This window comes from Aquirufa salirivi (genome assembly GCF_045310485.1).
GTDB classification, from domain to species: domain Bacteria; phylum Bacteroidota; class Bacteroidia; order Cytophagales; family Spirosomataceae; genus Aquirufa; species Aquirufa salirivi.
The window spans coordinates 109261-132007 of record NZ_JBEWZH010000005.1; the positions used below are offsets into that span (position 1 = coordinate 109261).

Here is a 22747-nt window from a genome sequence, read left to right on the forward strand (position 1 = left end):
TTAATCCAAGGGAAAACTAATAGCAATATTTCCTCCCAAAGTTGGCTGAGTTAAGTTTCCTTTTTCTATCCCTAGATTGGCTTTTAATATCGCTTCAGGAAATCCAGTTATATGAATGGGTGCATACCATAAAATACCTCCAGAGTACTGCTTTTTTACGGGAATGTATTCATTTCCAAACCAGCCAATAGCATTGGATAAACTGGCTCTTATTTGAATTTTATTTTCCCCAAAAGCAAATTCCCCAGCAGCATAAAAAGCTTCTACACGATTATTATCAAAATAAATCTGATTGGTAGGATTCAAGTCTGACTCAGAATCTAGTGTCAATAAGGGCGAACCTATTCCTTTACCAAAATAGGTCCAACCATTTTGATAAACTCCATTATTCAAGTAATTATCAAATCCCCTTAAGTTGCTAGCATCATTAAATTCTTTACCTCCTTGTGAAGTGGTATTTAAATATTCAAAAACCAATTTAATGAGCCCTTGATCTGCTTTTCGGGTTATAGCAATTCCATGAAGACCATCTGTAATATTGTTTCCGTAATACAAAGATCCATCTTCATAAATACTTTGTCGATAAAAGAAGATTTTTGCTTGATTTAACTCCACTTCCATCCCAATATCCACCGTACCCAAATGGTTTCCAGAACGGTTAAAGCCATCATTATAACCATAGGTTGCTGTATCTCCTTTAACGGCATTCGATCGACCCGTTACAACCGAGACATATGTTCTAAAATCAGAAGGAACGATACCATTTTTCCCAGATACATTATATGGATCTGCATATTTTAATTTCCCTCCCCACTGTACTTGATGGTTAAAACCGGCATAAAATTTTACTGGCCAAGTTGGCTTTCCAAATCGACCATAAAAAGATTTTTGATGTAAATAAAAATCCCTTACATCTTCTCTTGAATTTTCAAACCAGCCATGTGAATAGTTTCCTTTGAATGCCAATACTCCTTTAAGAAACCCCGGTGACCAATATTCTTTCACTTGTAATTCTACTTTGGGTATGGGCAAAGCATTCCCCGACCAAATATAAGATCCCGAACTAAGTGTTGAATCTACTAATCCTTGTATTTGTTTCTGTCGGCCAGCAAGCAATTCAAAAATCCCTAATTTTCCTTTCACATACATTTCAGGGAAAAATACATCTGCTTTATTTTCACCTAAATTCACTTGAGAAGAGAAACCATAGGCCCAATCAGCCTGTTTCTTAGGACGATAATCCACATGATGAGAAATACCAGCAAAACCATAAGATCCAGAAGCAGGGACAAGACCATACTGGTTAGCACGTAACCAAAGAGGATTATACACGCCTCCTACTGTCCCTCCCATGCCAATAGAAAAATCAGACTTGATTTCTCGTTGAGCCCAAAGAGAATTTGAACACATGAAAAAACAAATGATTACAAAACCTTTCTTTACAATCATCCGTTTTAATTGATTCATATGGCTCATTTGACTCATCAATTCAAAGATAGTTGAAAATTTGAAATTACTGACTTTGATTTATGTAAGCGACAAGTTCAAATCCAAGACTTTCTATTCTAAGTCGGACTTCGTGCTTATTTTTAAACCCAACAACCTCTGCTTTTTGACCTGCCAATGCGCCTGAATCCAAGGTTACAAAATCTCCAATATTGACCAAATTTCCCAATGCTTCCACTTCGGAATGCTCTGATAAAAAATGTTGAATAGATACAATTTCGGAATCTTGAATGACAGCAGGTTTGTGTAACCAATACACAAAATTGACTACCCCATTTACTTGACGGACCTGACTACTTTGCAAGGCTAGATCTATATCGACAAATATATACGACTTAAATAAAGGTTCTTCTACCCATTTTTTTCGATCAGACCACTGCTTCTGTTTTTTAGTCAATGGACAATAACACGTAATCCCCTGTTCTTTCAGTCGCAAAGCGACTTTCTTCTCAACACGTGATTTTGTATATAAAGCATACCAGGCCATAGTCATGTTAACTAATTATAAACGAGCATCCACTAAAGCACGATCTAATACCGCTTTAATATCAAATAATATTCCCGAAGGCGCCTTGAGTTTACTATAATCTAAACTTAAAAACTCATCATGGGCTACCGTTAATACTATTGCCTGGTAATTATCGGACAAAGTTGAAACAAGGTTAATTCCGTGTTCATTCTTTACCTCTTCAGCATTAGCCCATGGATCAAATACATCCACGTCCATCCCAAAATCTGTCAATTCACGGTATATATCAACCACTCTCGAATTTCTAATATCTGGACAATTTTCCTTAAATGTAATTCCTAGCATTAAGGTTTTTGCTCCTTCAATCTTGTGTCCTTTACGAATTAATAATTTGACTAATTTATTCGCCACAAAAATTCCCATGTTATCATTTACCCTTCTTCCTGATAAAATTACTTGTGGATAATATCCCAAACTCTCCGATTTGTGTAACAAATAATAAGGATCCACTCCTATGCAATGACCCCCAACTAACCCGGGTTTAAAATTTAAGAAATTCCATTTTGTTCCGGCAGCTTCTAATACTTCTGTTGTATCAATTCCCATTTTATCAAATATCAAAGCTAGCTCATTGACAAAAGAAATATTGACATCTCTCTGTGCATTTTCTATCGCTTTACTTGCCTCGGCTACTTTAATGGATGACGCTTTATGCGTACCAGCTATAATAATAGAACGGTATAATGCATCTACTTGATTAGCTATTTCTGGTGTAGAGCCAGATGTTACCTTCTTAATTTTTGTCAGTGTATTAATCTTATCTCCCGGATTTATGCGCTCTGGAGAATATCCACAATAAAAGTCTTTATTGAATGTTAAACCAGAATATTTTTCCAAAACGGGAACACAATCCTCTTCTGTACAGCCGGGATAAACTGTTGATTCATATATGACAATGTCCCCTTTTTTAAGATGGCGACCTATCATTTCAGAAGCCTTAATTAAAGGACTCAAGTCTGGTTTTTTAAAATGGTCGATAGGTGTTGGGACCGTAACAATAAATATTTGGTAATTGGATAAATCACTTTCAAGAGACGAAAAGGTCAATTGGGTAGAAGATTGTAATTGTCCTTCTGACACCTCATGAGTTCTATCTATTCCTCTTTGTAATTCGTTTATTCGCTCTAAATCTATATCAAAACCAAGCGTTGGATATAATTTCCCAAACTCAACTGCAAGAGGGAAGCCTACGTATCCTAATCCAATAATGGCAATGCTTTGATTCATCGATTATTTAGAAAACAATTGAATATCAGAACTCATCATATCTTTAACCAATGCTGGCAAATCATATTTTAATTTCCAACCTAATTTTGTTTGGGCTTTCGTAGGATCTCCTATTAATAACTCTACTTCGGTAGGCCTAAAATACCGTGGGTCAATAGCAAGCACCTCTTTTCCTAGTTCAACTTGATATAATGGATGATGGCAAGCTTTTACTAAAGCCACTTCTTCAATTCCAGTCCCCTTAAACTCCAATTCTATTCCCACTTCGTTAAATGCCATGATCACAAAATCGCGAACGGAAGTCGTTATTCCTGTTGCTATCACAAAGTCTTCTGGTTGCTCTTGTTGCAAAATCAACCACATGGCTTCTACATAATCTTTCGCATGACCCCAATCTCGTTTAGCATCTAAATTTCCTAAATAGATTTTGTCTTGTTGACCTAGGGCTATTTGAGATACCCCTCGAGTTATCTTACGTGTAACAAAAGTTTCTCCTCGTAAAGGAGATTCATGGTTAAATAAAATACCATTTACGGCAAACATTTGATACGCTTCCCGATAATTCACCGTAATCCAATATCCATAAATTTTAGCTACGGCATAGGGAGAACGAGGATAAAATGGCGTTTTTTCAGATTGTGGAACTTCTTGGACCAAACCATAAAGTTCCGATGTGGATGCCTGATAAATCTTTGTTTTCTGCGTCAATCCTAATAATCGAACCGCTTCCAATATGCGCAAAGTGCCTAATCCATCTACTTGAGCTGTGTATTCAGGTTCATCAAATGACACCTTTACGTGTGACATTGCTCCTAAATTATAAATCTCATCGGGTTGTACTTCTTGAATGATTCGAATGATATTGGTGGAATCGCTCAAATCTCCATAATGTAAATGAAAATTAGAGGAGTTCACATGAGGATCTTGGTAAAGGTGATCGATCCTTTGTGTATTAATCATGGAGCTTCTTCGCTTTATTCCATGAACACGATAACCCTTTCCTAATAAAAGCTCTGCCAAATACGCGCCATCCTGTCCTGTGATGCCCGTTATTAAAGCCACTTTTTGTGCTTGCGACATATAAGTTTGATTCAATAATTAAAAAAGAAAGGACCCCAAGTTCCTTTCTAAAAACCTTTAACACATAAAATTACTAAAATTTCCGTGTGCTATGGCTTATTTATTCATAGGAATCTGGGAAATATCGATTCTAATCATAAAGTCCTAGAATCAGTTTTTCATATCTCGATACAATTACCTTGCGTTTTAATTTCAAGGTAGGTGTTAATTCCCCATCAGAAATTGTGAATAATCTAGGTAATAAGACAAATTTCTTGACTTGTTCGTATCGAGCCACGGAAGCCATGGTCATTAAAACCTCCTCATTCATTTTTTCGATTACTTTAGGATGTGCAATCATCTCTTCGGGCGTACTAAGTGCAAGATCCTGTTGTTTACACCAAACTTGAAGTGCATTAAATTCAGGTATGATGAGTGCCGAAGGAAATTTTTGCCCTTCTCCCACCACCATGCATTGTTCGATAAACGTCGATTCCTTTAGTTTATTTTCAACCAATTGAGGAGCTACGTATTTGCCGCCAGAGGTTTTAAAAATCTCTTTTTTTCGATCTGTGATTTTCAAATATTTCCCATCCACCAATTCTCCAATATCTCCTGTATGAAACCACCCCTCAGGGTCAATTGCCTCAGCTGTAGCTGTTGGATTATTGTAATAACCTGGCATAACGGAATCTCCTTTAACACATATTTCACCATCTTCCGCAATTTTCAATTGGACACAATCCAATAAGGTTCCTACACAGCCTACTTTAAAATCAGGAGGTGAAATTTTGGAAACAGAAATCACAGGAGAAGTCTCTGTTAAACCATATCCTTCGGCAATAGGAATACCCGCTGCCCAAAAAATTCGGCTTAAGCGAGGCTGAAGTGCTGCAGACCCCGAAGTAATGGCACGAATGTTTCCTCCCAGTGCTTCCTGCCATTTACTGAATATCAATTTCCTAAATATGGACAATTTAATACCGTCCAAAAATCCTAATTTTTCCATAGGATCGTATTTTAAGCCAAAGTCAATGGCAGCAAAAAATAACTTCCTCTTAATCCCTGTTAACTCATTTCCTTTAGCCAAGACTTTATCATATACTTTTTCCAAAAGACGAGGAACGGTAGCAAACATCGCAGGTTTTACTTCTTTGATATTTTCAGCCACCGTATCTAAATTTTCTGCATAATAAATGGATACTCCATAAAAAACATACAAATAAATATTTGTGCGCTCATAAATATGGCACATAGGCAGAAAACTCAAAACTTTATCTCGTGAATTGATTTGAAAAAAATCTCCACGGTCCAAAGCCTTCACATTACTTATGATATTATGATGTGTCAACATGACACCTTTAGGTCTGCCTGTTGTTCCGGACGTATAAATTAAAGTAAGTAAATCATGGGCTTGAATAGATGCCTTAATGGGCTCTAAGACACTAGCATCTTTTCCTTGACCCAATTCCTTTACTTCTGTCCATAAGTTGGCTCCAGCTATGGGCTCAAAAGTATAAATGGATTTAATCTTGGTATTTGCTTTAGCTGCTTCTTTGGCTTTAAAGTATAGTTCTTCATTTTCTGCAAAAATGAATTCCACTCCTGAATCCTCAAAAATGAAAGCATAATCTTCAACAGTAATGGTGGGATATAGGGGGACTGTCACCGCACCAAGTACTTGAACCGCAAAATCAACGAAATTCCATTCTGGTCTGTTGGTAGAAATGATAGCAATTTTATCACCTGGCTTAACTCCCAAACTTAGTAAACCTAATGCGAGTTGTTCTATTGTTTCTAAAGTATCTGTATTTGAATAATTTTTCCAGTATCCATCTTCTTTTTTGTTAAATAAATCAGACTTATGGAAATTTTTATAAACGTCTAGTAAATCAAATACTCGTGTTAATGAAGCATGTTTCATAAAAATGGTTCTAGTTTAAACAAATCTAAGTTAGCCAAATCTAAAAACAAAATGTGAGAATTGGATTATTTTTTAGGATTGAGTTTATACAATTAAGGGATAGCTAGGTGCTTTCGAATATCTTGTAAATAAATACTACTTGGATACTTGGATACAAATTGTAGGCTTAAATCCTTATTTCTATAATCCGTTAATTGTAAATAGTGAAATAGCGCATCATCACCGTATATATCTTGATCAAATCGATCATAAATATCTTTAAATAAAATTATGGCCTGTTCTACTTGCTTTTTTTCTAATGACCTTTGAGCCATTTGATACAATATATCATCTTCCAAACTCTGGCCTTTCTGATTTTTGAATAATTCATTCAAGGCCTTATCGGCTTCTTGCTCTTTCTTTTGTTCAAATAGCCATTGAATCGTAGCAAAAGATTTTAAAGCAGTTTCTAAGGTGTCTATACCTGTATTATCTTCAATAACCCAACTTAAATGCAAAGCATCATTGGCAATTTCTTTTTGTGTACTTTGTTTTAATACATCAAAATTGGCTTTCGCTAATTCGAAATCCCCTGTATAATAGTATAATTTACCCGTCTTCAATTTAGCTTCATAAGCTATCGGTGAATCTTTAACCAATTTCTCCACTTGGGCATATTGAAGTAATGCATCGTATTTCCTACCAGCATATAAATACACATCTCCTAACTCCAATTTCATCTGCGCCTGTAAATTGACATTAAACTCTGTTAACTCAATTCCTTTCTGATATACTCTTTCTGCGGAATCCAATTGATTTAATTGATACAAAAATATTCTGGCTTCAGATAAATAGGTCTCAGCAGTACCAGGATTATTTCCTCTGTCCTTTCTTAATTCTCGATAGGATTGAATTAAATTTGAAAACTCTGTTTTTTCAATCACCATCTTATTCTGGATACTTTGTTCTCGAGAAGCTAATGCTAATTGCTTCCAATTCAACAATTGTGGGGAACGAGGGTATGTTTTAATCAAATAATCAAATACTTGATTTACTAAAGGCCATTGCTGTCGTTGAAAACAAGCTATTCCAAAATCATTAACTTCCTTTCCTCCCCACTTAAAACGAATATCCAATGCCTTTCTCTGCATCCAAACTTTTTCCCATTGTTGATTTAAGGCATACCAATGAATGATTAATTCAACAGGATTGGCTTGTTCGGGATTAGCCTGTATCAATGAAACAAGCATTTGCTCTACTTCTCGATTAGCAATTCCCTGATCTTTTAAGCCAATTAACCAATCTTTACTTACTTCTAAGCCTTGTGTATTAATTAACTTATCAACAATTTGTCCACAATACTTAATCCAAAACGATGCTAAATTTTCTTTTAATATTTCATTAAACGAGTAAAATGTTAAAAAAGAACCATTATTAATGCTTTTTTTGAACAATTCATCTAAGTTCTTAGATCTTTTCTTCTCTTTCTTAATTTTTAGAATTTGATGTAATCTATCTACAAATAAAGAATCAGAACTTTTGAAGATAGCTTCAGCCTGAGTAGGATGGCCATATCCTATCAGCAAGAAAGCTAGAAAAAAGTAAGATTTAGAAAATGTTTTCCACATGACTTATTTAAAAAAAATAAAAGTTTTATAAATCTCTTTTTTGTTTCTTATTGTTATTCAATGTGGATAAGTGGATAAGCTGATTTTTGATATATAACATATTGATTATAAATTAATTATATATTTTAAACTTAGATTGATTATGTAGATAAGTTTATAAAAAGCTGTGGATAGTTTTGTAAAATTGTCTACAAATTGGCAGGTCAAATATCTTTCCACAATTTACGTTTGAATTGTTCACTGTTTTGCTTACTTATTAACATGTTTTCCACATTATTTTTGTGTATTTATCAACAAATCAGAAATTTGAAAGTTAGCCTTTAACTTGATTTTACCTTCAAAGAAATATACAGGCTCTGACTTTTTCCTAATTTTAAAATTACCAATATCCCAGTAGCCATTGTTATTTTGATCAGCAATAACGCGTATTTGATACAGCCCAGGTTCCACGTGAATAAATTCAAAGCGTTTGCTTGTTTTAATTGTCATATAGGGCTCAAACGAATCAGCCTTAATTAATTCTACAATGAAGTGACTATTGGGATCTTGAGTGGAAATGTGACCATCTATACTACCGTAATTTTCTACATCTTGCCATTCCATCTTTTGGGTATATGTTTGGCTAGAATCAGCGTCTACACCAACGAATGCATTTTTGTTGAGGCTTAATTCGAATTTTGTTCTACTGGGTAAATAAGCATTTTTGATGGTAAGATTATTTTGGAATTGATTCCATTGAAATGCATGATCGGGTAAAGTAAGAATTTCTCCTTCTTCTGTTTTAAATAAGATACCCGTAGAAGCCCATTGCTGAACGGGTTTTGTAAATTTAATGTGCAAGGAATCAGAGGGAGAAAGTAATTTTCCTGGCCCCGGCCTTACTTCAAAGTTTAGATCTAGCTTTTGAACTTTTTCTTTTTTGGTTAATTCTCTAAATTTTATTTTAAGAGGTATTTGATACTTTCTATCCAAAGAATCCGTCATGGTAGCTTGAACAAAGAGGGTATCTGTGCTTGTTTGGTTTAGTACATAGAATCGAAGGTTTTTGTTGTCTTCCTGTTGGTAATATAGTTGGGCCTTGGGAGGATTTTGTAATGTGAGGAATTTAATACCTCGATTGAATTCATACAAAACCGTTTTGGCAGAAGCTGTTGTCTTACTTAGTTTTAATGAATCTTGATTTTGTAAGCTAATAGCAAAATGTTGTTCTTGATTTTTACTTAAATCAATATACTTGTCGGAAATGAAATCCACCGATTCTTTATTCGAGTTATACAGCAAATTATTATTGATGTCGTTAAAGGCCGCCATATAATATTTTCCTTTAGCTAGGTTTTCAAGTAGGTAATTTCCTGATGTATCCGTTTTAACGAAATAATATGGTTTAGTAAGTTGAATGGACAGGGAGTCATTCCAAGGATATAGTGCCACTAATATATTTTCTGGACGCTTTTGTGTCATTAATTGCTTGACACTCCCTTTGATTTGTAGGGAGTCTATTTCATTGGAAGTACTAAAAACCAATTTTATATTTTTACCGACATTTCTTTCTGAAGCGTCTTCAATGGCATTTCTAAAATTGAATGTATAGGTGGTATTATCTTTCAAAGAACTATCTAATACGATACTGAGACCTTGAGGTTTTATTTTTGTTTGATAGGTTCCTACCGAAGGAGTTATTAATAGTTCTTGATTTAGGTTTCTAATACCGACATATTCATTAAATGTAAGTTCGATTTTTTTTCCTTTAAAATTTCTGCTTTTATTTAATGGAATGGATTCACTGATTTTAGGTGCCAAGGTATCTTTCTTTCCTCCTGGAGGGTTAGCCATTTGGGCACAGCTTTGTAGGATCAGAACGATAAATATTCCCGATAAAAAGGTAAAAAGTACAATGTTTTTTAGCCTACTGAGCATGTTCGAAGATATATAAATTACTGGAATAATTACCTTTTCCTAAGTAGGCTTTGATATTAGAAATTAGACCTATGATAAAGGATAAAATTATTTTTTTAGAACCACTTTGGTATTCATGGCTCATTAACGAAATGTAAAAACTATCAAAGATTAAACCTTTTTTTTCTTTTAATGAGAATCCATATTGTTTGGCTATAGCTTGTATTGTTTCGGGTGTAAAGTGATAAATATGCCTTGGTACATCATATGCTGCCCAGTATTCTTGAAAGTATTGAGCATCGTAGCTGTTGCAATTGGGTAGAGCCAATAACAATTTACCATTAGGGGCTAAGTTCTTTTTAAAGAAAGTAAAGTACTCATGTATTTCATAGACGTGCTCAAGTACATGCCAAAGACTAATGACTTGAAAGGTATCTGATTCTGGAATATGGGTTAAATGAGGATAGATTGATTTACCTGTTAATTGTGCTGCTTTTTGAGCTGTACTTGGATCTAGCTCCATGCCATGAATGTGCCAACCCCTTTCTTGACAAGCTTGAAGGAAATGTCCCGTACCGCAGCCTATGTCTAATATGTTTTTGTCACCCTTTTTCTCCGATTCTATCCAATTGGTTTTTAGTTTCAGGGTAATATTTCTTACCCATTGGTACAATTGGTTTATGAGACCTTTTTCTGTATTGCTATGGGAAATGTAATTTTCTGATTTGTAATAGGGCCCTGCTTCACTTGCTTTGGGTCTTGGATTTGTAAAGCGTAAATGGCAGCTTTGGCATTCTATCACTTGGAATGTTTGATGCGATACGGTGTAATCTTTGGCACTCAGAATTAACGAAAATTCTTTGTTTGAGCAAGCGGGGCATTCTTCTAGTTCTTCCATAATTATCGACCCATGAATAAAAGTAGAATGGATACATCGGATGCAGATACTCCTGATATTCTGCTAGCCTGACCAATAGTTTGTGGTCGGATGGATTTTAATTTAATTCTAGATTCGGTGGAGAGTGTTTTAATTTTGTCGTAGTCAAAAGTATCTGGAATTTTCAGATCTTCCATGGTTTTCATTTTATCTACCATAAGCCTTTCTTTCTCGATATAGCTTTCATATTTAACAATGATTTCAGCTTGTTCGATGACTTCCTGGGAATATGTTTCTTGTATATGCTGAATCAAAGGATGTTGTAATAAAGCGGAGAAGCTTAAGTCTGATCGTCTCAGTAGGTTGACAATGGGAGTTCCTTCTCTAAGGCTTGAACTACCTTGGTTTTCTAACCAGGTATTCATCTCGTCAGGCTTAACTTTATTTGTTTTAAGGTGGTCAAGTAATCGAGCAACGTCGCTTTGCTTTTGTATGAATTTATCCATGCGTTTTTTTGATGCAAGTCCTAATTCAAAGCCTTTTACTGTTAATCTTTCATCCGCATTATCTTGTCTCAAAAGCGTTCTAAATTCAGCTCGTGAAGTAAACATACGGTAGGGCTCGTCTGTTCCTTTGTTGATTAGGTCATCAATCAATACTCCGATATAGGCATCTGATCTTGAAAGAGTGAAGGGGTCTAGTTGTTGTGCTTTTTGGTGGGCATTGATCCCTGCCATAAGTCCTTGACAAGCGGCTTCTTCGTATCCTGTTGTTCCATTTATTTGTCCAGCAAAATATAGTCCTTGAATTAGTTTTGTTTCTAAGGTGGCTAGTAATTGGGTTGGGGGGAAATAATCGTATTCGATGGCATAACCTGGTCTGAAAAGTTTTGCCTTTTCGAAGCCAGGGATAAGTCGAATGGCCTCATATTGTATCTCTTCGGGAAGGGATGTAGAAAAGCCATTCACATAGATTTCTACGGTATTCCAACCTTCTGGTTCTACAAAAATTTGATGACTATCTTTATCAGCAAATCGGTTAATTTTATCTTCTACGGATGGGCAATATCTAGGACCGAGGCCTTTAATTCTACCGGCAAACATGGGAGATTTATCAAAGCCTCTTCTTAATACTTCGTGTACTTTTGTATTGGTATGTGTAATCCAGCAAGACCTTTGTTCTTGAATGGGAGTTTCTGTCAAATAGGAAAAACTGCTAGGGTTTTCATCTCCTTTTTGTTCTTCCATCGCTGAATAGTCTAGGCTTCTCCCATCTACTCTGGGCGGTGTGCCCGTCTTCATTCTTCCCGATTCAAAGCCTAATTGAACTAGCTGTTCTGTTAATCCTTGTGCCATAGGTTCGGCCATTCGTCCTCCCCCAAAATGCTTTTCACCTATGTGTATTAAGCCATTTAAAAAGGTTCCATTCGTAAGTACTACGGTGCGCGCTTTAAACTCAATTCCCATACGGGTTATTACTCCACAGACCTCGTTGTTTTTGATCAGTAATTGTTGAACAGAATCTTGCCAGAAATCGACGTTTGTATTTTGTTCTAAAACCATTCTCCACTCTTCTGCAAAGCGCATTCGATCTGATTGGCATCTTGGTGACCACATGGCAGGCCCTTTGGAACGATTTAGCATACGGAACTGAATCATGGTTTTGTCTGATATCAAACCTGACATTCCTCCAAGTGCATCAATTTCTCGTACAATTTGTCCTTTTGCTACCCCACCCATCGCGGGGTTGCATGACATTTGTGCGATGGTTTGCATATTCATGGTGATGAGCAAGACGCTTGATCCCATTTGAGCGGCAGCATGTGCTGCTTCACAACCGGCATGCCCCGCTCCTACTACAATTACATCGTATGCTTGTTGTTGCATTTTCTATTTTGTTTCACGTGAAACATTTATTGTTCTTTAAAATATAGTGCCAAATAATAATCTTCTTTGGCGGTCATTATGGCTTTATCCTCCTTCTTTTTGTCTTTATACCCAGCTAAATGAAGCAAACCATGAACCATGACGCGTTGTAATTCACTACTTTCTGTATCGAGTTTTTTGCCATTTTCTTGGATTCTATCGTAGGAAATAAAGATGTCTCCTTCAAGTTTTTTGGAATCTTCTGAGTTGTCAAACGTGACAATGTCCGTTAAGGTATCATGGTTTAAATATGTTTTATTGATTTCTAACAGGTAGTCGTCAGAGCAAAATATGTAACTTATTTCTCCAATGGATTTCTGTTCTTTTGTGGCTACGGCTTTTAACCAGGCTTTATGCTTGTTTTTGTTTGGCAGTGAAAAGGCAATCTCTTCTGAGCAAAATTGTATCATGGTTTTTCATTCAAAGAGCTAATTTACAAAAAAGCATCCTCGAAATGTTCTAATTTGGTTGCTTGTGGTAAAAAAGTAATCGATATACTATCGAATCGAATCTCTTTTTCCCAATTTTGTTCTGTTTGGTATTCATTAGCAGCTTGAGAAAGCATGTTGATTTTATGCGTATTGATTTGTTCTTCTGGATAACCAAATCGGGTTCTTTTAAGGGATTTCACTTCAACAAAGACTAAGGTATTTTTATCTAAAGCGATGATATCTACTTCCGCTTTACCTGTTCTGTAATTTTTATCAAGTATTTGGTAGTGATTTCTGCGTAAATAGTCAATTGCTATTCCTTCTGCTCGTCTGCCAAGCTTTAAATGTTTTGCCATTCTCTTATCTTTGTGCGGCAAGGTATATAAGGGAATCATTCCTTTTCAATAATTCCTTGATATTATGAGATGCCTAATAAAGAAGTTCAATTTGTTGATATTGGATTAGCCCCTTACCAAGAATCGTGGGATTTGCAGGAATCGCTCCTGAATCATATTGCTCAAATAAAATTGAGGAATCGTCGCGAGGGATTAGTTCAGGAAACCCCTAATTTTTTACTTTTTTGTGAGCATCCACATGTTTATACGTTGGGGAAAAGTGGCGATGAATCACATTTGTTGATGCAAGAGCCATTTTTAGCGAGTATTGGAGCGAGTTTTTATCGGATTAATCGCGGTGGAGATATTACTTATCATGGTCCAGGACAATTGGTCGGCTATCCTATTTTGGATTTGGAGAATTTTTATACGGACATACATTTGTACCTAAGGATGCTAGAAGAAGCAATCATCTTAACTTGCCAAGATTATGGATTAATAGCTGGAAGAATTGATGGTTTAACCGGAGTATGGATTGATCCAGAGTCTAATAATGCTCGAAAAATATGTGCTCTAGGTGTGAAGGCTTCTCGCTGGATTAGTATGCATGGTTTTGCATTTAATATCAATACGGACTTATCGTATTTCTCGCACATTGTTCCTTGTGGTATCGCTACCAGGGGTGTAAGCTCTTTACAGCAAGAGCTAGGGCGAGAAATGGATATGCAAGAGGTGAAATCTGCTGTTTTAGTACACTTAGCGCAGTTATTCGAATGGAATTTACATCATGTTTCACGTGAAACATTGAACCTAACCCTAAATCAATAATCCATGGAGCCGAAAAAGAATTTTAAAAACACTTTATTTATTGATATTGAAACGGTATCAGGAGAATCTAATTTTTCCCGACTTTCGGATAAAATGAAACAATTTTGGCTAAAAAAAGCGAAGAATGTGACAAATCCACAAAATTTATCTTTAGAAGATTTGTACGTGGATCGCGCAGCATTGTTTGCGGAATTTGGCAAAATAGTGGTGATTGGAATGGGATTTTTATATCAAAATAAGGAGAAAGAGCTCTGTTTAAAAGTTAAGACCATTGCTAATCAGGATGAAAGATCCTTGCTTTTGGAATTTATCGAGTTTATCAATATTACTTATAAATCCAGAGAACTAACGCTGGTCGCCCATAATGGAAAGGAGTTTGATTTTCCTTATTTATGTCGTAGGATGCTAGTGAATGGATTAGAAATTCCTAAACCTTTACAGCTTCATGGTAAAAAACCTTGGGAAGTCTTACACCAAGATACGATGGAATTGTGGAAATTTGGCGATCGAAAAGTCTACATCTCCTTGGATTTATTAGCTGAATTGTTGGGAATTCCCGGTTCTAAAACGAACCTTACAGGAGATAAGGTTCATGGGGTGTATTATCACGAAAATGACTTAGCAAAAATTGGGGCCTACTGTGTAGAAGACGTAGTTACGCTCGCCCAATTATATTTGAGATATCATTTTTTGCAAATGGTGGAAGAAAAAAATATCGATCGAATTACATCAGTTTAGCGGGATTTCCGAAAACTCTTTTAGATGCGGGAACTGGTTCAATGACAACACTTCCCGCTCCTACTGTTGCTCCTTTTCCTATTTTGATGCTCCCTACAATGGTGCTTTGAATTCCAATAAAGCAATTGGTGTCTAATTTACACTCTTTACCAATCACGGAACCTGCTCCAATTTGAACGTATTCTTCAACCTGAGTGCCGGTTTCAATGATTACTCCAGCCCCAATCATGCAATGGTCTGCAAGTTTCGCTTCTGGCTGTATGATAGCTCCCGCACCAATAAAGACGCCATAGGCTAAGTTTTTAACATCAGCAATAATGGCAGATGGATGGATAGCATTCACTGGTTTCACTTGTCGGTCTTCCATGATGGTTTCAATCATCTTTTTTCTTTCTGTTGGGTTTTCTAGTGCAACAAATACACCACAATTTTTACCAATCAAACCCCAATAGGATTCTTCTTCTGTTCCACCTAAAACGGGAATTTCACCTACTTGTGTATCTTTTTTCTTAGGATCATCGTCTAAAAAACCGTAGATAACTACCTCGTTTTTTTGAAAAATAGAGGCAACTTCTAAAGCAAATGGATTAACGCCGATGATGATTACAGGTAAAGATGTCATATTAGGAATTGATTTTTTGAGTGTATGTAATGAGATCAAATGCTACTTGATTGTTTTTTGTCATAACAAGTTGATGATATACACCCTCTTTCTTAAGCATTTTTTCTGAATGCAAATGTAACTCTTCCCCATCGATTTCCGTCAATCCGAACCAAGGACTTAAATCTCCTATGTCTTCCAATATCCAGGCAAAATGGATGGACCCATCTTCCAAGGCGTACTCTTGGATGTTTAAACCAATATCTGCCCGACAAATAGGCTCTTCTTGGTTTAGGGGAGCATTTTTGATGAGTATATCAAAGATTTGTCTTTCATTCGTTGGTAAATGATGATATAGATGGGTCTCTTCTGTTCTCCAAGCTTCTAAGGCTATGGAATGAAAGGCATCCAACAATAAACAGGCATGGTATTTTCTTAAAGTTTGCTTTTCCAAATCCCATCCCGCACCTCCCGATTCCAATAATACCAAGCCATAACCTTTTCCTTGAGCAAAATCTCCAAATGCCCGCGCTTCAAATTCATCTGGCCATTTGGCTATTTTATCTTGTAATAATGGCTGTAATTGTCGGGCCATCCGATTCGCGATTTTAGCCGCTCTCAGCCTAGATGCTGTCCATGTGCCATGCTCATCACCTGCCGTAGCGAGTAATGCAATGTGTGTTTGATGTCGTGTTTTACCAACAGAATATAAACGATTATGGTCGTGTAGATTAAAAGAAAAAATAGGTTTAATTTCATCTAACCATCGAGCTAAAATTTTGGCCTCTGGACTATTCTGGGTTATTGCATCCCGATTCATATCGATGCCCAAAGCCGTCTCTCTTGTCCATCTTTTGGCCCCATCTGCATTTAGTTGAGGAATAATGAAAATACTGACTTTCTGATGTAATTCTTTCTTAAATTCAGACCAATTTGCCTCATTTTGGGATAAAAAAAGAAAAATATCAGCTAAAGCCATGGTGGCAGTAGCTTCATCTCCATGCATTTGAGACCAGGCAGCGATGTGGATTGGCCCCTCTCCAAATCGGACTTCTTGGATGTCCCTTCCTTCAAAAGTTTCACCTAATTTTCGGATACCGAAGAACGTATTTTCGGACCATTCTTGGAATAAATCATTCCAAATTTTTTCTGGAAATCTACGGCTTGAAATGCGCTTTTCTTGAAAGCTTTCGTAGTGATCAAGTAATAAATTAAACATCATGAATATAAAGGTTTAGGGACCCAGTTTGCCCATGCTTGATTTTTGAAAATACCATTTTTACCAGAAATGTACATCACCATGAGCGTACAAATAATGTAACAGAACCAAGCATGAGGTCCGAATAATTCCATACCCATAGCGATGGATGTCAAAGGAGTTTTAGCTAAGCCCATATATAAACTGGTAAAACCCAGAGCCGCTAATAAAGGAATTGGTAATGAAATGATTTCATGTAATGCACTGCTTGCATGTGCTCCGATTAAGAATATAGGAGTAGCTTCCCCCCCTTTAAATCCCAAACCTAAACTTAAGCTGGTGGCAATGGTCTTGCCCAAAGCAAAGTTGGCGGTTTCTCCAGATTCAAATGCGCGCAGTAAAAATGAGGATCCTAAGCCTATGGATTCTTGGAAAAAAGGAAATTGAAAAATAAGTAGTAAAATGAAGCCCGCTAGAATCCCTTTGAGAATGTAGTGAATGGGTAATTGGGCGAAGCTTTTAGAAATAATCGATTCTAGGCGCGAATAGACAAGGCCTAGAAGCCCTAAAAATAGGCCAATACTGGCCAATTTGACCCAAAATAACCCATTTATTTCAGGCAGAAAAATGAGAGGGTAAATGGTGTGATTCGTGCCCCACACGTGGACACTCACCCAATTGGCTCCAAAAGCAGAAAAAAGACAGGGTATGAAGGAGTGAAAAGAAAGATAACCCACTTTGGAGATTTCAAGTCCAAATAAACAACCTGCCCAAGGGGTTCCAAAGACGGAAGCAAAACCTGCCGCCATACCAGCTTGCAACCAATCTTTTTTATCCAACTCTTTTAATTTCAACCACTGGGAAAATTGATGCGCAAGCACTCCCCCCACTTGTACAGCCGTTCCTTCTCTCCCAACCGATGCGCCAAAGAGTTGACTCAACCAAGTGCCTAATAAAATGAATGGTCCTAAGTGCCATGCTATGTCATCTCTTTTTTGGTTAACTCGATCAATCAAATCATTTGTTCCAAATTTACTCGGAGAATGGGGAACTTGAGAGACAAATTGAAAAGCGGCACCAAGAAGGGGTAATGCATATAACAGGGCCAGGTGTTCTGTTCGGTAAATTTGAATCTTTTCCAATCCCCATAAAAACAAAGACGAAGCGGATCCCACTAGAAAAGAAGTGGATAATCCAATGAAAATTCTAGAAAGCCAAAGTCGGGTTGCTGGTATCAAGCTATTGGAATAATTCGCCCAAAGTTAGGGAAATAATGGAAGGATTGAAGAAGGAATGCTGCCAATAGGCAGCTATTCAGGCATTTCCATTAAATCGAATGAATTTAGCTACCTTTGTAGGCATAATTTTCTACGAAATGGTTGATTTTTTAAGCTTGGGATTGAACCCACAATTACAAAGAGCATGTGATGCCTTGGGTTATCAAGAACCTACACCAATTCAAGAAAAGGCTATTCCTTTACTTTTGGGAGGACATGATGTGTTAGGAATTGCTCAAACGGGAACGGGAAAAACGGCAGCCTATGTTTTACCTCTATTGATGCAATGTAAATATGCACAAGGACAAAATCCTAGGGCCTTAATTCTTGCGCCCACGCGAGAACTAGTCATGCAAATTTATGAGGTGATGGTGAGCTTGGCGCAATTTACGGACTTGAGACTTTTGGCATTATATGGTGGATTGGGGCCAAAGCCGCAGATACAAGCGATAGAAAAAGGAGTGGATATCATCGTTTCAACACCCGGACGATTTATCGAATTGTATCGAAAAGAAGTGATAATTGTTAAGGAATTGAAGCATTTGGTCCTTGATGAAGCAGATAAAATGATGGATATGGGTTTTATGCCTCAGATTCGTCAAATTTTGGAAGTGATTCCCTATAAAAAACGTCAAAATGGCTTGTTTTCGGCTACGTTTCCTGAGCGAGTAGAAAACCTATCACATGAGTTTTTGGAGTTTCCACATAAAATAGAAATCACCCCGCAAGCAACACCCGCTAGTCAGGTGAAACAACATGTGTTTGAGGCGCCTAATTTAAAAACCAAAATCAATGCTTTAGCATATTTTATGCAAAATGCTGATTTCGAAAGAGTTATGATTTTTTGTAGGAGTAAAGAGGTGGCCAATCAAGTGGAGAAGTTTTTGAGTAGAAAAATTTTGGCAGAAGATCAAGTTCGGGTTATACATTCCAATAAGGGCCAAAATACGCGAATCAATGCCATGCAGCAATTTAGAGAAGGCTTAGTTCGGGTTTTAGTTACTACGGATGTAGCGGCGAGGGGCATCGATATTCCTAAAGTTTCTCATGTCATCAATTTTGATGTTCCTCTGATTTATGAAGATTATGTTCATCGTATAGGTAGGACGGGTAGAGCGGCTGAAATTGGGGAATCGATCACATTTGTGACTTTAGCAGAACGTTACCATTGGGCAAAAATTGAAACAATCATTCAACAGAAAATAGAGATAGAGCATTTACCTTCAGAGATTTACGAAGAAGACACTCCTTTTTTAGAGCAGCAAGATATGTTGCGGGCTGTGGATGATCAGCGCAAAAGAGAAGATCCGGATTTCAAAGGAGCATTTCATGAAAAGAAGTTTAAACCTCGGACTAAGGCGGGAATAAAAGGTTCCGCAAAAGGCCCTGCTAAAGGAAATAATTCTAAGGGAAAACCTAAAAGCGCATCAAAATTTCGGTCAAATACATCCTCCATAAAAAAGAAAAGGTAGATTTGTGATATGATGCTAAGAAGAAAAGCCTATTTAATAGGATTATTATTATGTTTATCGGTGCCCATGCTAGCTGCCATGTCGGCAGATTCATTGCTTAGAATACCTCGATATCAGGCATTATTTGGAAAAAAGCCGCTAGATAAAAAGGATCAAGAGGAGGTTTCTCAGATTATTAGCAGTGTGGATCAAAGTTTTCCTAATCGAGCAGAAGGGGTTAAGTTTTTATCGGAAAGGGCTTGGGAATATGTCTCTGAAGGCAAATTAGATACGGCCACTTATCGTTTTAATTTAGTTCATGCTTTAGACTCGACAAGCGTGGAGGCTTATTGGGGATTAGGGGTGATCGCTTTTCAGCGTTTGGATTTTCCTGGTGCGATTGAGTTATTGGGGAAGGGTTTACAAATCAACCCCAAGCTGAGTGTCATGCGGGTAGATTATGCCATTGTAAAACTTAGTTGCTATTTAAAAAACATGGATTGTGGTACTTTGGAAGAGGTTGATGCTTTGTTAAGTCAATCTTTACAAGAAGATCCAACGAATGCTAATGCTTGGATGAAGAAAAGTCAGGTGGCATTTTTACAAGAAAAATACGAGTTAGCCTGGAGTTATTTTCATGAATGTCGGGCATTAGATTTGACCCAATTGGATTTAAATTTCTCACAGCAACTCATGGAAAAAATGCCAGATCCCAAGGGTATTTTTAAATGATAATTAGAAAGGAGCTATGGGTATTCGTTCTTTTTTCGCTAAGCCATTTGCCCATTGGGTAGTCAACAAGTATCGGATGACACGATCCGAGGCCATTGAAAAGCAGCATTTTTGGTTAAAATCAAATGTAGAAAAAGCTAAATCAACGCTTTTTGGAAAAGCTTATGGCTTGGATAAAATCCAAAATTACCTTGATTTCAAAGTTAAGGTTCCCATTTTTGAGTACGAGGACATTAAACCCTATATTGAAGAAGCTGTAGCAGGTAAAAAGGATATTTTGTGGCCAGGAAAGCCGGCATATTTTGCCAAAACATCAGGTACTACATCAGGAGCCAAATACATTCCAATAAGTTCAGAGTCCATGCCCTTTCATATTTTAGGAGCGAGGGACGCTTTATTGCATTATGTGCATCACAGTGGCAACGCCTCCTTTTTAGATCAAAAATTGATATTTTTATCGGGTTCTCCTGAATTGGCATTAAAGAATGGCGTCCCAACAGGCCGCCTTTCAGGCATAGTGAATCACCATGTTCCCTCCTATTTACGAACGAATCAGTTGCCTTCCTACGCTACGAATTGTATGGAGGATTGGGAAGAAAAATTAGCTGCGATTGTTCGAGAAACGATGGATCAGCGCATGGGTTTGATTTCTGGAATACCTCCTTGGGTACAAATGTATTTTGATCGATTGGAGGCACAATCAGGGAAAAAAATTGGGGAATTATTCCCTGATTTTCAAGTATTTGTCACCGGTGGTGTGAACTTTGAACCATACCGCGACAAGTTGATGCAGTCCATCGGTAGAAAAGTAGATGTCATTGAAACTTATCCTGCTTCCGAAGGATTCATTGCCTTTCAAGATTCTACGGGCGAAGAGGGATTACTTTTATTGGTAGATGCGGGAATCTTTTATGAGTTTGTACCAACAGACACTTATTTCTCAGCTAGTCCTACCCGACTATGTTTATCGGAAGTAGAGTTAGGAGTCAATTATGCCTTATTGATGACGACGAATGCGGGCCTGTGGTCATATTCCATAGGAGATACGGTTAAATTCGTTTCATTGGATCCCTTCCGAGTGGTGGTAACGGGGAGAATCAAGCATTTTATTTCTGCTTTTGGGGAACATGTGATTGCGGAAGAAGTAGAATTGGCGGTGAAGGAAGCGATGGAAGCATGCCCTGAAACCAAAATTGTGGAATTTACTGTTGCTCCAAACATTACTCCTAAGGATGGACTTATGCCGCATCATGAGTGGTTGATGGAGTTTGATTCAGCACCCAAGGATATGGAATTGTTTCAAAAGACCTTGGATGCTTCTATGCAACGGCAAAATATCTATTATCAAGATTTGATTACAGGTAATATCCTTCAGCCTTTAAGGATTCAATCTTTGGCCAAGGATTCCTTTATTCAATACATGAAATCGAAAGGGAAATTGGGGGGACAAAATAAGGTTCCACGTTTATCCAATGATCGGATATTAGCGGAGGGCTTATTGGGATTAAAAACGGAGTAATGCTGAATAAATGGATTGAATATTGTTATTCAAACCAACTAGCATATTTGACATAATTCATGGCAGTTCGCATGAATACTTCTGCCGCGTCTTCACTTACAGGTTTTAAAAATTTGGCTGGATTCCCAGCATAAATACTCCCAGATGGAATACGCATTCCTTGGGTAACGATGGCTCCTGCTGCAATAATACTTCCCGATTCCACATAGGCTCCATCCATGATGATGGCTCCCATGCCTACTAAAACGCAGTCTTCGATGGTGCAGCCATGGACAATGGCATTGTGGGCAATAGATACATAATTACCAATGATTGTCTCCGTTTTTTGATAGGTACAATGAATCACAGCCCCGTCTTGTACATTGCTATAATCTCCAATTTGAATGCGATTGACGTCTCCACGGATGACGGCATTGAACCAAACAGTACCGTGTTTCCCAATGGAAACATTTCCAACAACCGTGGCGTTGGGAGCTAACCAAACGTGTTCGCCGAACTGGGGTGAATGACCTTCTACTGCTAATATTGTTGCCATAGGTAATTAATTAGGCCATTTTCCTTGTAGTTTCATCACTTTCTCAATGACGTCTCTAACAGCACCTTGACCACCTTTAAAGGGAGAAATGTATTTAACAACTTGATGAATTTCAGGGATTGCATCAAAAGGGCAAGTACTTAGAATTTGAGGTCTAGATAGTATTTCTAAATCAGGAACATCATCACCCATGTACAAAACTTCATCTTCGGCAAGCCCAACTTCTTCTAACCACTTTTCAAAAGTTGCGGTTTTGTTGGAGCTTCCTAAGCTGCTATAAATGTGTTGAAATTTAAGGTTTTCAAGGCGTTTTTGAACTCCAGGATGGCTTCCTCCAGTAATGACACACATTTGATAGTCAGCATGTCGAGCTTTATCAATGGCATATCCGTCGCGAATGTAAAAACTTCTAAAGTGTTCGCCTGTTTCGAGTACATGTACTTGGCCGTCTGTCATGACTCCATCCACATCAAAAACAAAGGCTTTTATACGATTAAACAGGGAAAGGACGTTTTGCATAATGGGTTTATTTACCGCAAATATCCTAAAAAT

The 22747-nt window shown here is 37.2% G+C and carries 21 protein-coding genes; 5 read left to right on the forward strand and 16 right to left on the reverse strand.

Going from position 1 to position 22747, the window contains the following annotated elements; genetic code table 11:
- The 11 genes from U0R11_RS08275 to U0R11_RS08325 all read right to left on the reverse strand — a co-directional run bounded on the left by U0R11_RS08275 (position 1) and on the right by U0R11_RS08325 (position 13337).
- The gene (locus U0R11_RS08275; RefSeq protein WP_406751237.1) at positions 1–1410 is read right to left on the reverse strand and encodes a capsule assembly Wzi family protein; all 1410 of its coding nucleotides are present in this window, start codon (positions 1408–1410) and stop codon (positions 1–3) included.
- Positions 1411–1513: 103 nt separating this feature from the next.
- Complete coding sequence (locus tag U0R11_RS08280) at positions 1514–1999, reverse strand: UpxY family transcription antiterminator (RefSeq protein ID WP_406751238.1); 486 nt, start codon at positions 1997–1999, stop codon at positions 1514–1516.
- A gap of 9 nt (positions 2000–2008) precedes the next feature.
- A complete protein-coding gene (locus U0R11_RS08285; RefSeq protein ID WP_406751239.1) occupies positions 2009–3262 on the reverse strand; it encodes a nucleotide sugar dehydrogenase in 1254 nt (417 codons plus the stop codon).
- 3 nt (positions 3263–3265) lie between these two features.
- On the reverse strand, positions 3266–4342 hold the full coding sequence (gene gmd, locus U0R11_RS08290; protein ID WP_406751240.1) for a GDP-mannose 4,6-dehydratase: 1077 nt from the start codon (positions 4340–4342) through the stop codon (positions 3266–3268).
- Between the two features lie 130 nt (positions 4343–4472).
- Positions 4473–6245: an AMP-dependent synthetase/ligase gene (locus U0R11_RS08295; RefSeq protein WP_406751241.1), complete on the reverse strand. Its 1773-nt coding sequence runs from the start codon at positions 6243–6245 to the stop codon at positions 4473–4475.
- A 92-nt stretch (positions 6246–6337) separates the two neighbouring features.
- Positions 6338–7852 (reverse strand): tetratricopeptide repeat protein, encoded by a 1515-nt coding sequence (locus tag U0R11_RS08300; protein WP_406751242.1) that lies wholly within the window; start codon positions 7850–7852, stop codon positions 6338–6340.
- A 273-nt stretch (positions 7853–8125) separates the two neighbouring features.
- A complete protein-coding gene (locus U0R11_RS08305) occupies positions 8126–9685 on the reverse strand; it encodes an Ig-like domain-containing protein (RefSeq protein ID WP_406751243.1) in 1560 nt (519 codons plus the stop codon).
- A 73-nt stretch (positions 9686–9758) separates the two neighbouring features.
- Positions 9759–10646, reverse strand: a complete 888-nt coding sequence (locus U0R11_RS08310) for a class I SAM-dependent methyltransferase (protein ID WP_406751244.1) — start codon at positions 10644–10646, stop codon at positions 9759–9761.
- Positions 10647–10648: 2 nt separating this feature from the next.
- Entirely contained in the window at positions 10649–12511 is a 1863-nt protein-coding gene (gene mnmG / locus U0R11_RS08315; protein ID WP_406751245.1) for a tRNA uridine-5-carboxymethylaminomethyl(34) synthesis enzyme MnmG, read from the reverse strand.
- A 26-nt stretch (positions 12512–12537) separates the two neighbouring features.
- Entirely contained in the window at positions 12538–12960 is a 423-nt protein-coding gene (gene ybeY, locus U0R11_RS08320) for an rRNA maturation RNase YbeY (protein WP_406751246.1), read from the reverse strand.
- 23 nt (positions 12961–12983) lie between these two features.
- Positions 12984–13337 (reverse strand): YraN family protein, encoded by a 354-nt coding sequence (locus U0R11_RS08325; RefSeq protein ID WP_406751247.1) that lies wholly within the window; start codon positions 13335–13337, stop codon positions 12984–12986.
- 69 nt (positions 13338–13406) lie between these two features.
- Between U0R11_RS08325 and lipB the strand changes: the two genes are divergently transcribed.
- Positions 13407–14144, forward strand: coding sequence for a lipoyl(octanoyl) transferase LipB (gene lipB, locus U0R11_RS08330; RefSeq protein ID WP_406751248.1), 738 nt, complete (start codon positions 13407–13409; stop codon positions 14142–14144).
- 3 nt (positions 14145–14147) lie between these two features.
- Positions 14148–14882, forward strand: a complete 735-nt coding sequence (locus U0R11_RS08335) for a 3'-5' exonuclease (protein ID WP_406751249.1) — start codon at positions 14148–14150, stop codon at positions 14880–14882.
- Here the strand turns inward: U0R11_RS08335 and U0R11_RS08340 are convergent.
- From U0R11_RS08340 to U0R11_RS08350, 3 genes are read right to left on the reverse strand one after another with little or no spacing between them, the layout of a single operon-like run.
- Positions 14869–15504 carry a NeuD/PglB/VioB family sugar acetyltransferase gene (locus U0R11_RS08340; RefSeq protein WP_406751250.1) on the reverse strand — a complete coding sequence of 212 codons (636 nt, stop codon included), beginning with the start codon at positions 15502–15504 and terminating at the stop codon, positions 14869–14871. The genes U0R11_RS08335 and U0R11_RS08340 overlap by 14 nt on opposite strands.
- Before the next feature lies 1 nt (position 15505).
- A complete protein-coding gene (locus U0R11_RS08345) occupies positions 15506–16705 on the reverse strand; it encodes a M14 family zinc carboxypeptidase (RefSeq protein ID WP_406751251.1) in 1200 nt (399 codons plus the stop codon).
- Positions 16702–17919 (reverse strand): chloride channel protein, encoded by a 1218-nt coding sequence (locus tag U0R11_RS08350; RefSeq protein ID WP_406751252.1) that lies wholly within the window; start codon positions 17917–17919, stop codon positions 16702–16704. The genes U0R11_RS08345 and U0R11_RS08350 overlap by 4 nt, the downstream gene beginning before the upstream one ends.
- A gap of 137 nt (positions 17920–18056) precedes the next feature.
- Between U0R11_RS08350 and U0R11_RS08355 the strand changes: the two genes are divergently transcribed.
- From U0R11_RS08355 to U0R11_RS08365, 3 genes are read left to right on the forward strand one after another with little or no spacing between them, the layout of a single operon-like run.
- A complete protein-coding gene (locus U0R11_RS08355; protein WP_406751253.1) occupies positions 18057–19430 on the forward strand; it encodes a DEAD/DEAH box helicase in 1374 nt (457 codons plus the stop codon).
- A 9-nt stretch (positions 19431–19439) separates the two neighbouring features.
- Positions 19440–20141: a tetratricopeptide repeat protein gene (locus tag U0R11_RS08360; RefSeq protein ID WP_406751254.1), complete on the forward strand. Its 702-nt coding sequence runs from the start codon at positions 19440–19442 to the stop codon at positions 20139–20141.
- Positions 20142–20157: 16 nt separating this feature from the next.
- The gene (locus tag U0R11_RS08365) at positions 20158–21660 is read left to right on the forward strand and encodes a GH3 auxin-responsive promoter family protein (protein ID WP_406751255.1); all 1503 of its coding nucleotides are present in this window, start codon (positions 20158–20160) and stop codon (positions 21658–21660) included.
- A 25-nt stretch (positions 21661–21685) separates the two neighbouring features.
- Here the strand turns inward: U0R11_RS08365 and U0R11_RS08370 are convergent, their stop codons facing one another.
- Both U0R11_RS08370 and U0R11_RS08375 read right to left on the reverse strand, forming a co-directional pair.
- Positions 21686–22195 (reverse strand): gamma carbonic anhydrase family protein, encoded by a 510-nt coding sequence (locus U0R11_RS08370; protein ID WP_406751256.1) that lies wholly within the window; start codon positions 22193–22195, stop codon positions 21686–21688.
- Positions 22196–22201: 6 nt separating this feature from the next.
- Positions 22202–22714, reverse strand: a complete 513-nt coding sequence (locus U0R11_RS08375; protein WP_166373526.1) for a KdsC family phosphatase — start codon at positions 22712–22714, stop codon at positions 22202–22204.
- Positions 22715–22747 lie beyond the last annotated feature (33 nt).

What these genes read in the sequence shown, in the direction of transcription:
- U0R11_RS08300 (WP_406751242.1), bottom strand. Translation starts at nt 7,852, where the DNA reads ATGTGGAAAACATTTTCTAAATCTTACTTTTTTCTAGCTTTCTTGCTG.
- mnmG (WP_406751245.1), bottom strand. Translation starts at nt 12,511, where the DNA reads ATGCAACAACAAGCATACGATGTAATTGTAGTAGGAGCGGGGCATGCC.
- U0R11_RS08305 (WP_406751243.1), bottom strand. Translation starts at nt 9,685, where the DNA reads ATGGCTAACCCTCCAGGAGGAAAGAAAGATACCTTGGCACCTAAAATC.
- U0R11_RS08370 (WP_406751256.1), bottom strand. Translation starts at nt 22,195, where the DNA reads ATGGCAACAATATTAGCAGTAGAAGGTCATTCACCCCAGTTCGGCGAA.
- U0R11_RS08355 (WP_406751253.1), top strand. Translation starts at nt 18,057, where the DNA reads ATGGTTGATTTTTTAAGCTTGGGATTGAACCCACAATTACAAAGAGCA.
- U0R11_RS08285 (WP_406751239.1), bottom strand. Translation starts at nt 3,262, where the DNA reads ATGAATCAAAGCATTGCCATTATTGGATTAGGATACGTAGGCTTCCCT.
- ybeY (WP_406751246.1), bottom strand. Translation starts at nt 12,960, where the DNA reads ATGATACAATTTTGCTCAGAAGAGATTGCCTTTTCACTGCCAAACAAA.
- U0R11_RS08310 (WP_406751244.1), bottom strand. Translation starts at nt 10,646, where the DNA reads ATGGAAGAACTAGAAGAATGCCCCGCTTGCTCAAACAAAGAATTTTCG.
- U0R11_RS08365 (WP_406751255.1), top strand. Translation starts at nt 20,158, where the DNA reads ATGGGTATTCGTTCTTTTTTCGCTAAGCCATTTGCCCATTGGGTAGTC.
- U0R11_RS08325 (WP_406751247.1), bottom strand. Translation starts at nt 13,337, where the DNA reads ATGGCAAAACATTTAAAGCTTGGCAGACGAGCAGAAGGAATAGCAATT.
- U0R11_RS08360 (WP_406751254.1), top strand. Translation starts at nt 19,440, where the DNA reads ATGATGCTAAGAAGAAAAGCCTATTTAATAGGATTATTATTATGTTTA.
- U0R11_RS08335 (WP_406751249.1), top strand. Translation starts at nt 14,148, where the DNA reads ATGGAGCCGAAAAAGAATTTTAAAAACACTTTATTTATTGATATTGAA.
- gmd (WP_406751240.1), bottom strand. Translation starts at nt 4,342, where the DNA reads ATGTCGCAAGCACAAAAAGTGGCTTTAATAACGGGCATCACAGGACAG.
- U0R11_RS08275 (WP_406751237.1), bottom strand. Translation starts at nt 1,410, where the DNA reads ATGTGTTCAAATTCTCTTTGGGCTCAACGAGAAATCAAGTCTGATTTT.
- U0R11_RS08340 (WP_406751250.1), bottom strand. Translation starts at nt 15,504, where the DNA reads ATGACATCTTTACCTGTAATCATCATCGGCGTTAATCCATTTGCTTTA.
- U0R11_RS08295 (WP_406751241.1), bottom strand. Translation starts at nt 6,245, where the DNA reads ATGAAACATGCTTCATTAACACGAGTATTTGATTTACTAGACGTTTAT.
- lipB (WP_406751248.1), top strand. Translation starts at nt 13,407, where the DNA reads ATGCCTAATAAAGAAGTTCAATTTGTTGATATTGGATTAGCCCCTTAC.
- U0R11_RS08375 (WP_166373526.1), bottom strand. Translation starts at nt 22,714, where the DNA reads ATGCAAAACGTCCTTTCCCTGTTTAATCGTATAAAAGCCTTTGTTTTT.
- U0R11_RS08280 (WP_406751238.1), bottom strand. Translation starts at nt 1,999, where the DNA reads ATGACTATGGCCTGGTATGCTTTATATACAAAATCACGTGTTGAGAAG.
- U0R11_RS08345 (WP_406751251.1), bottom strand. Translation starts at nt 16,705, where the DNA reads ATGATGTTTAATTTATTACTTGATCACTACGAAAGCTTTCAAGAAAAG.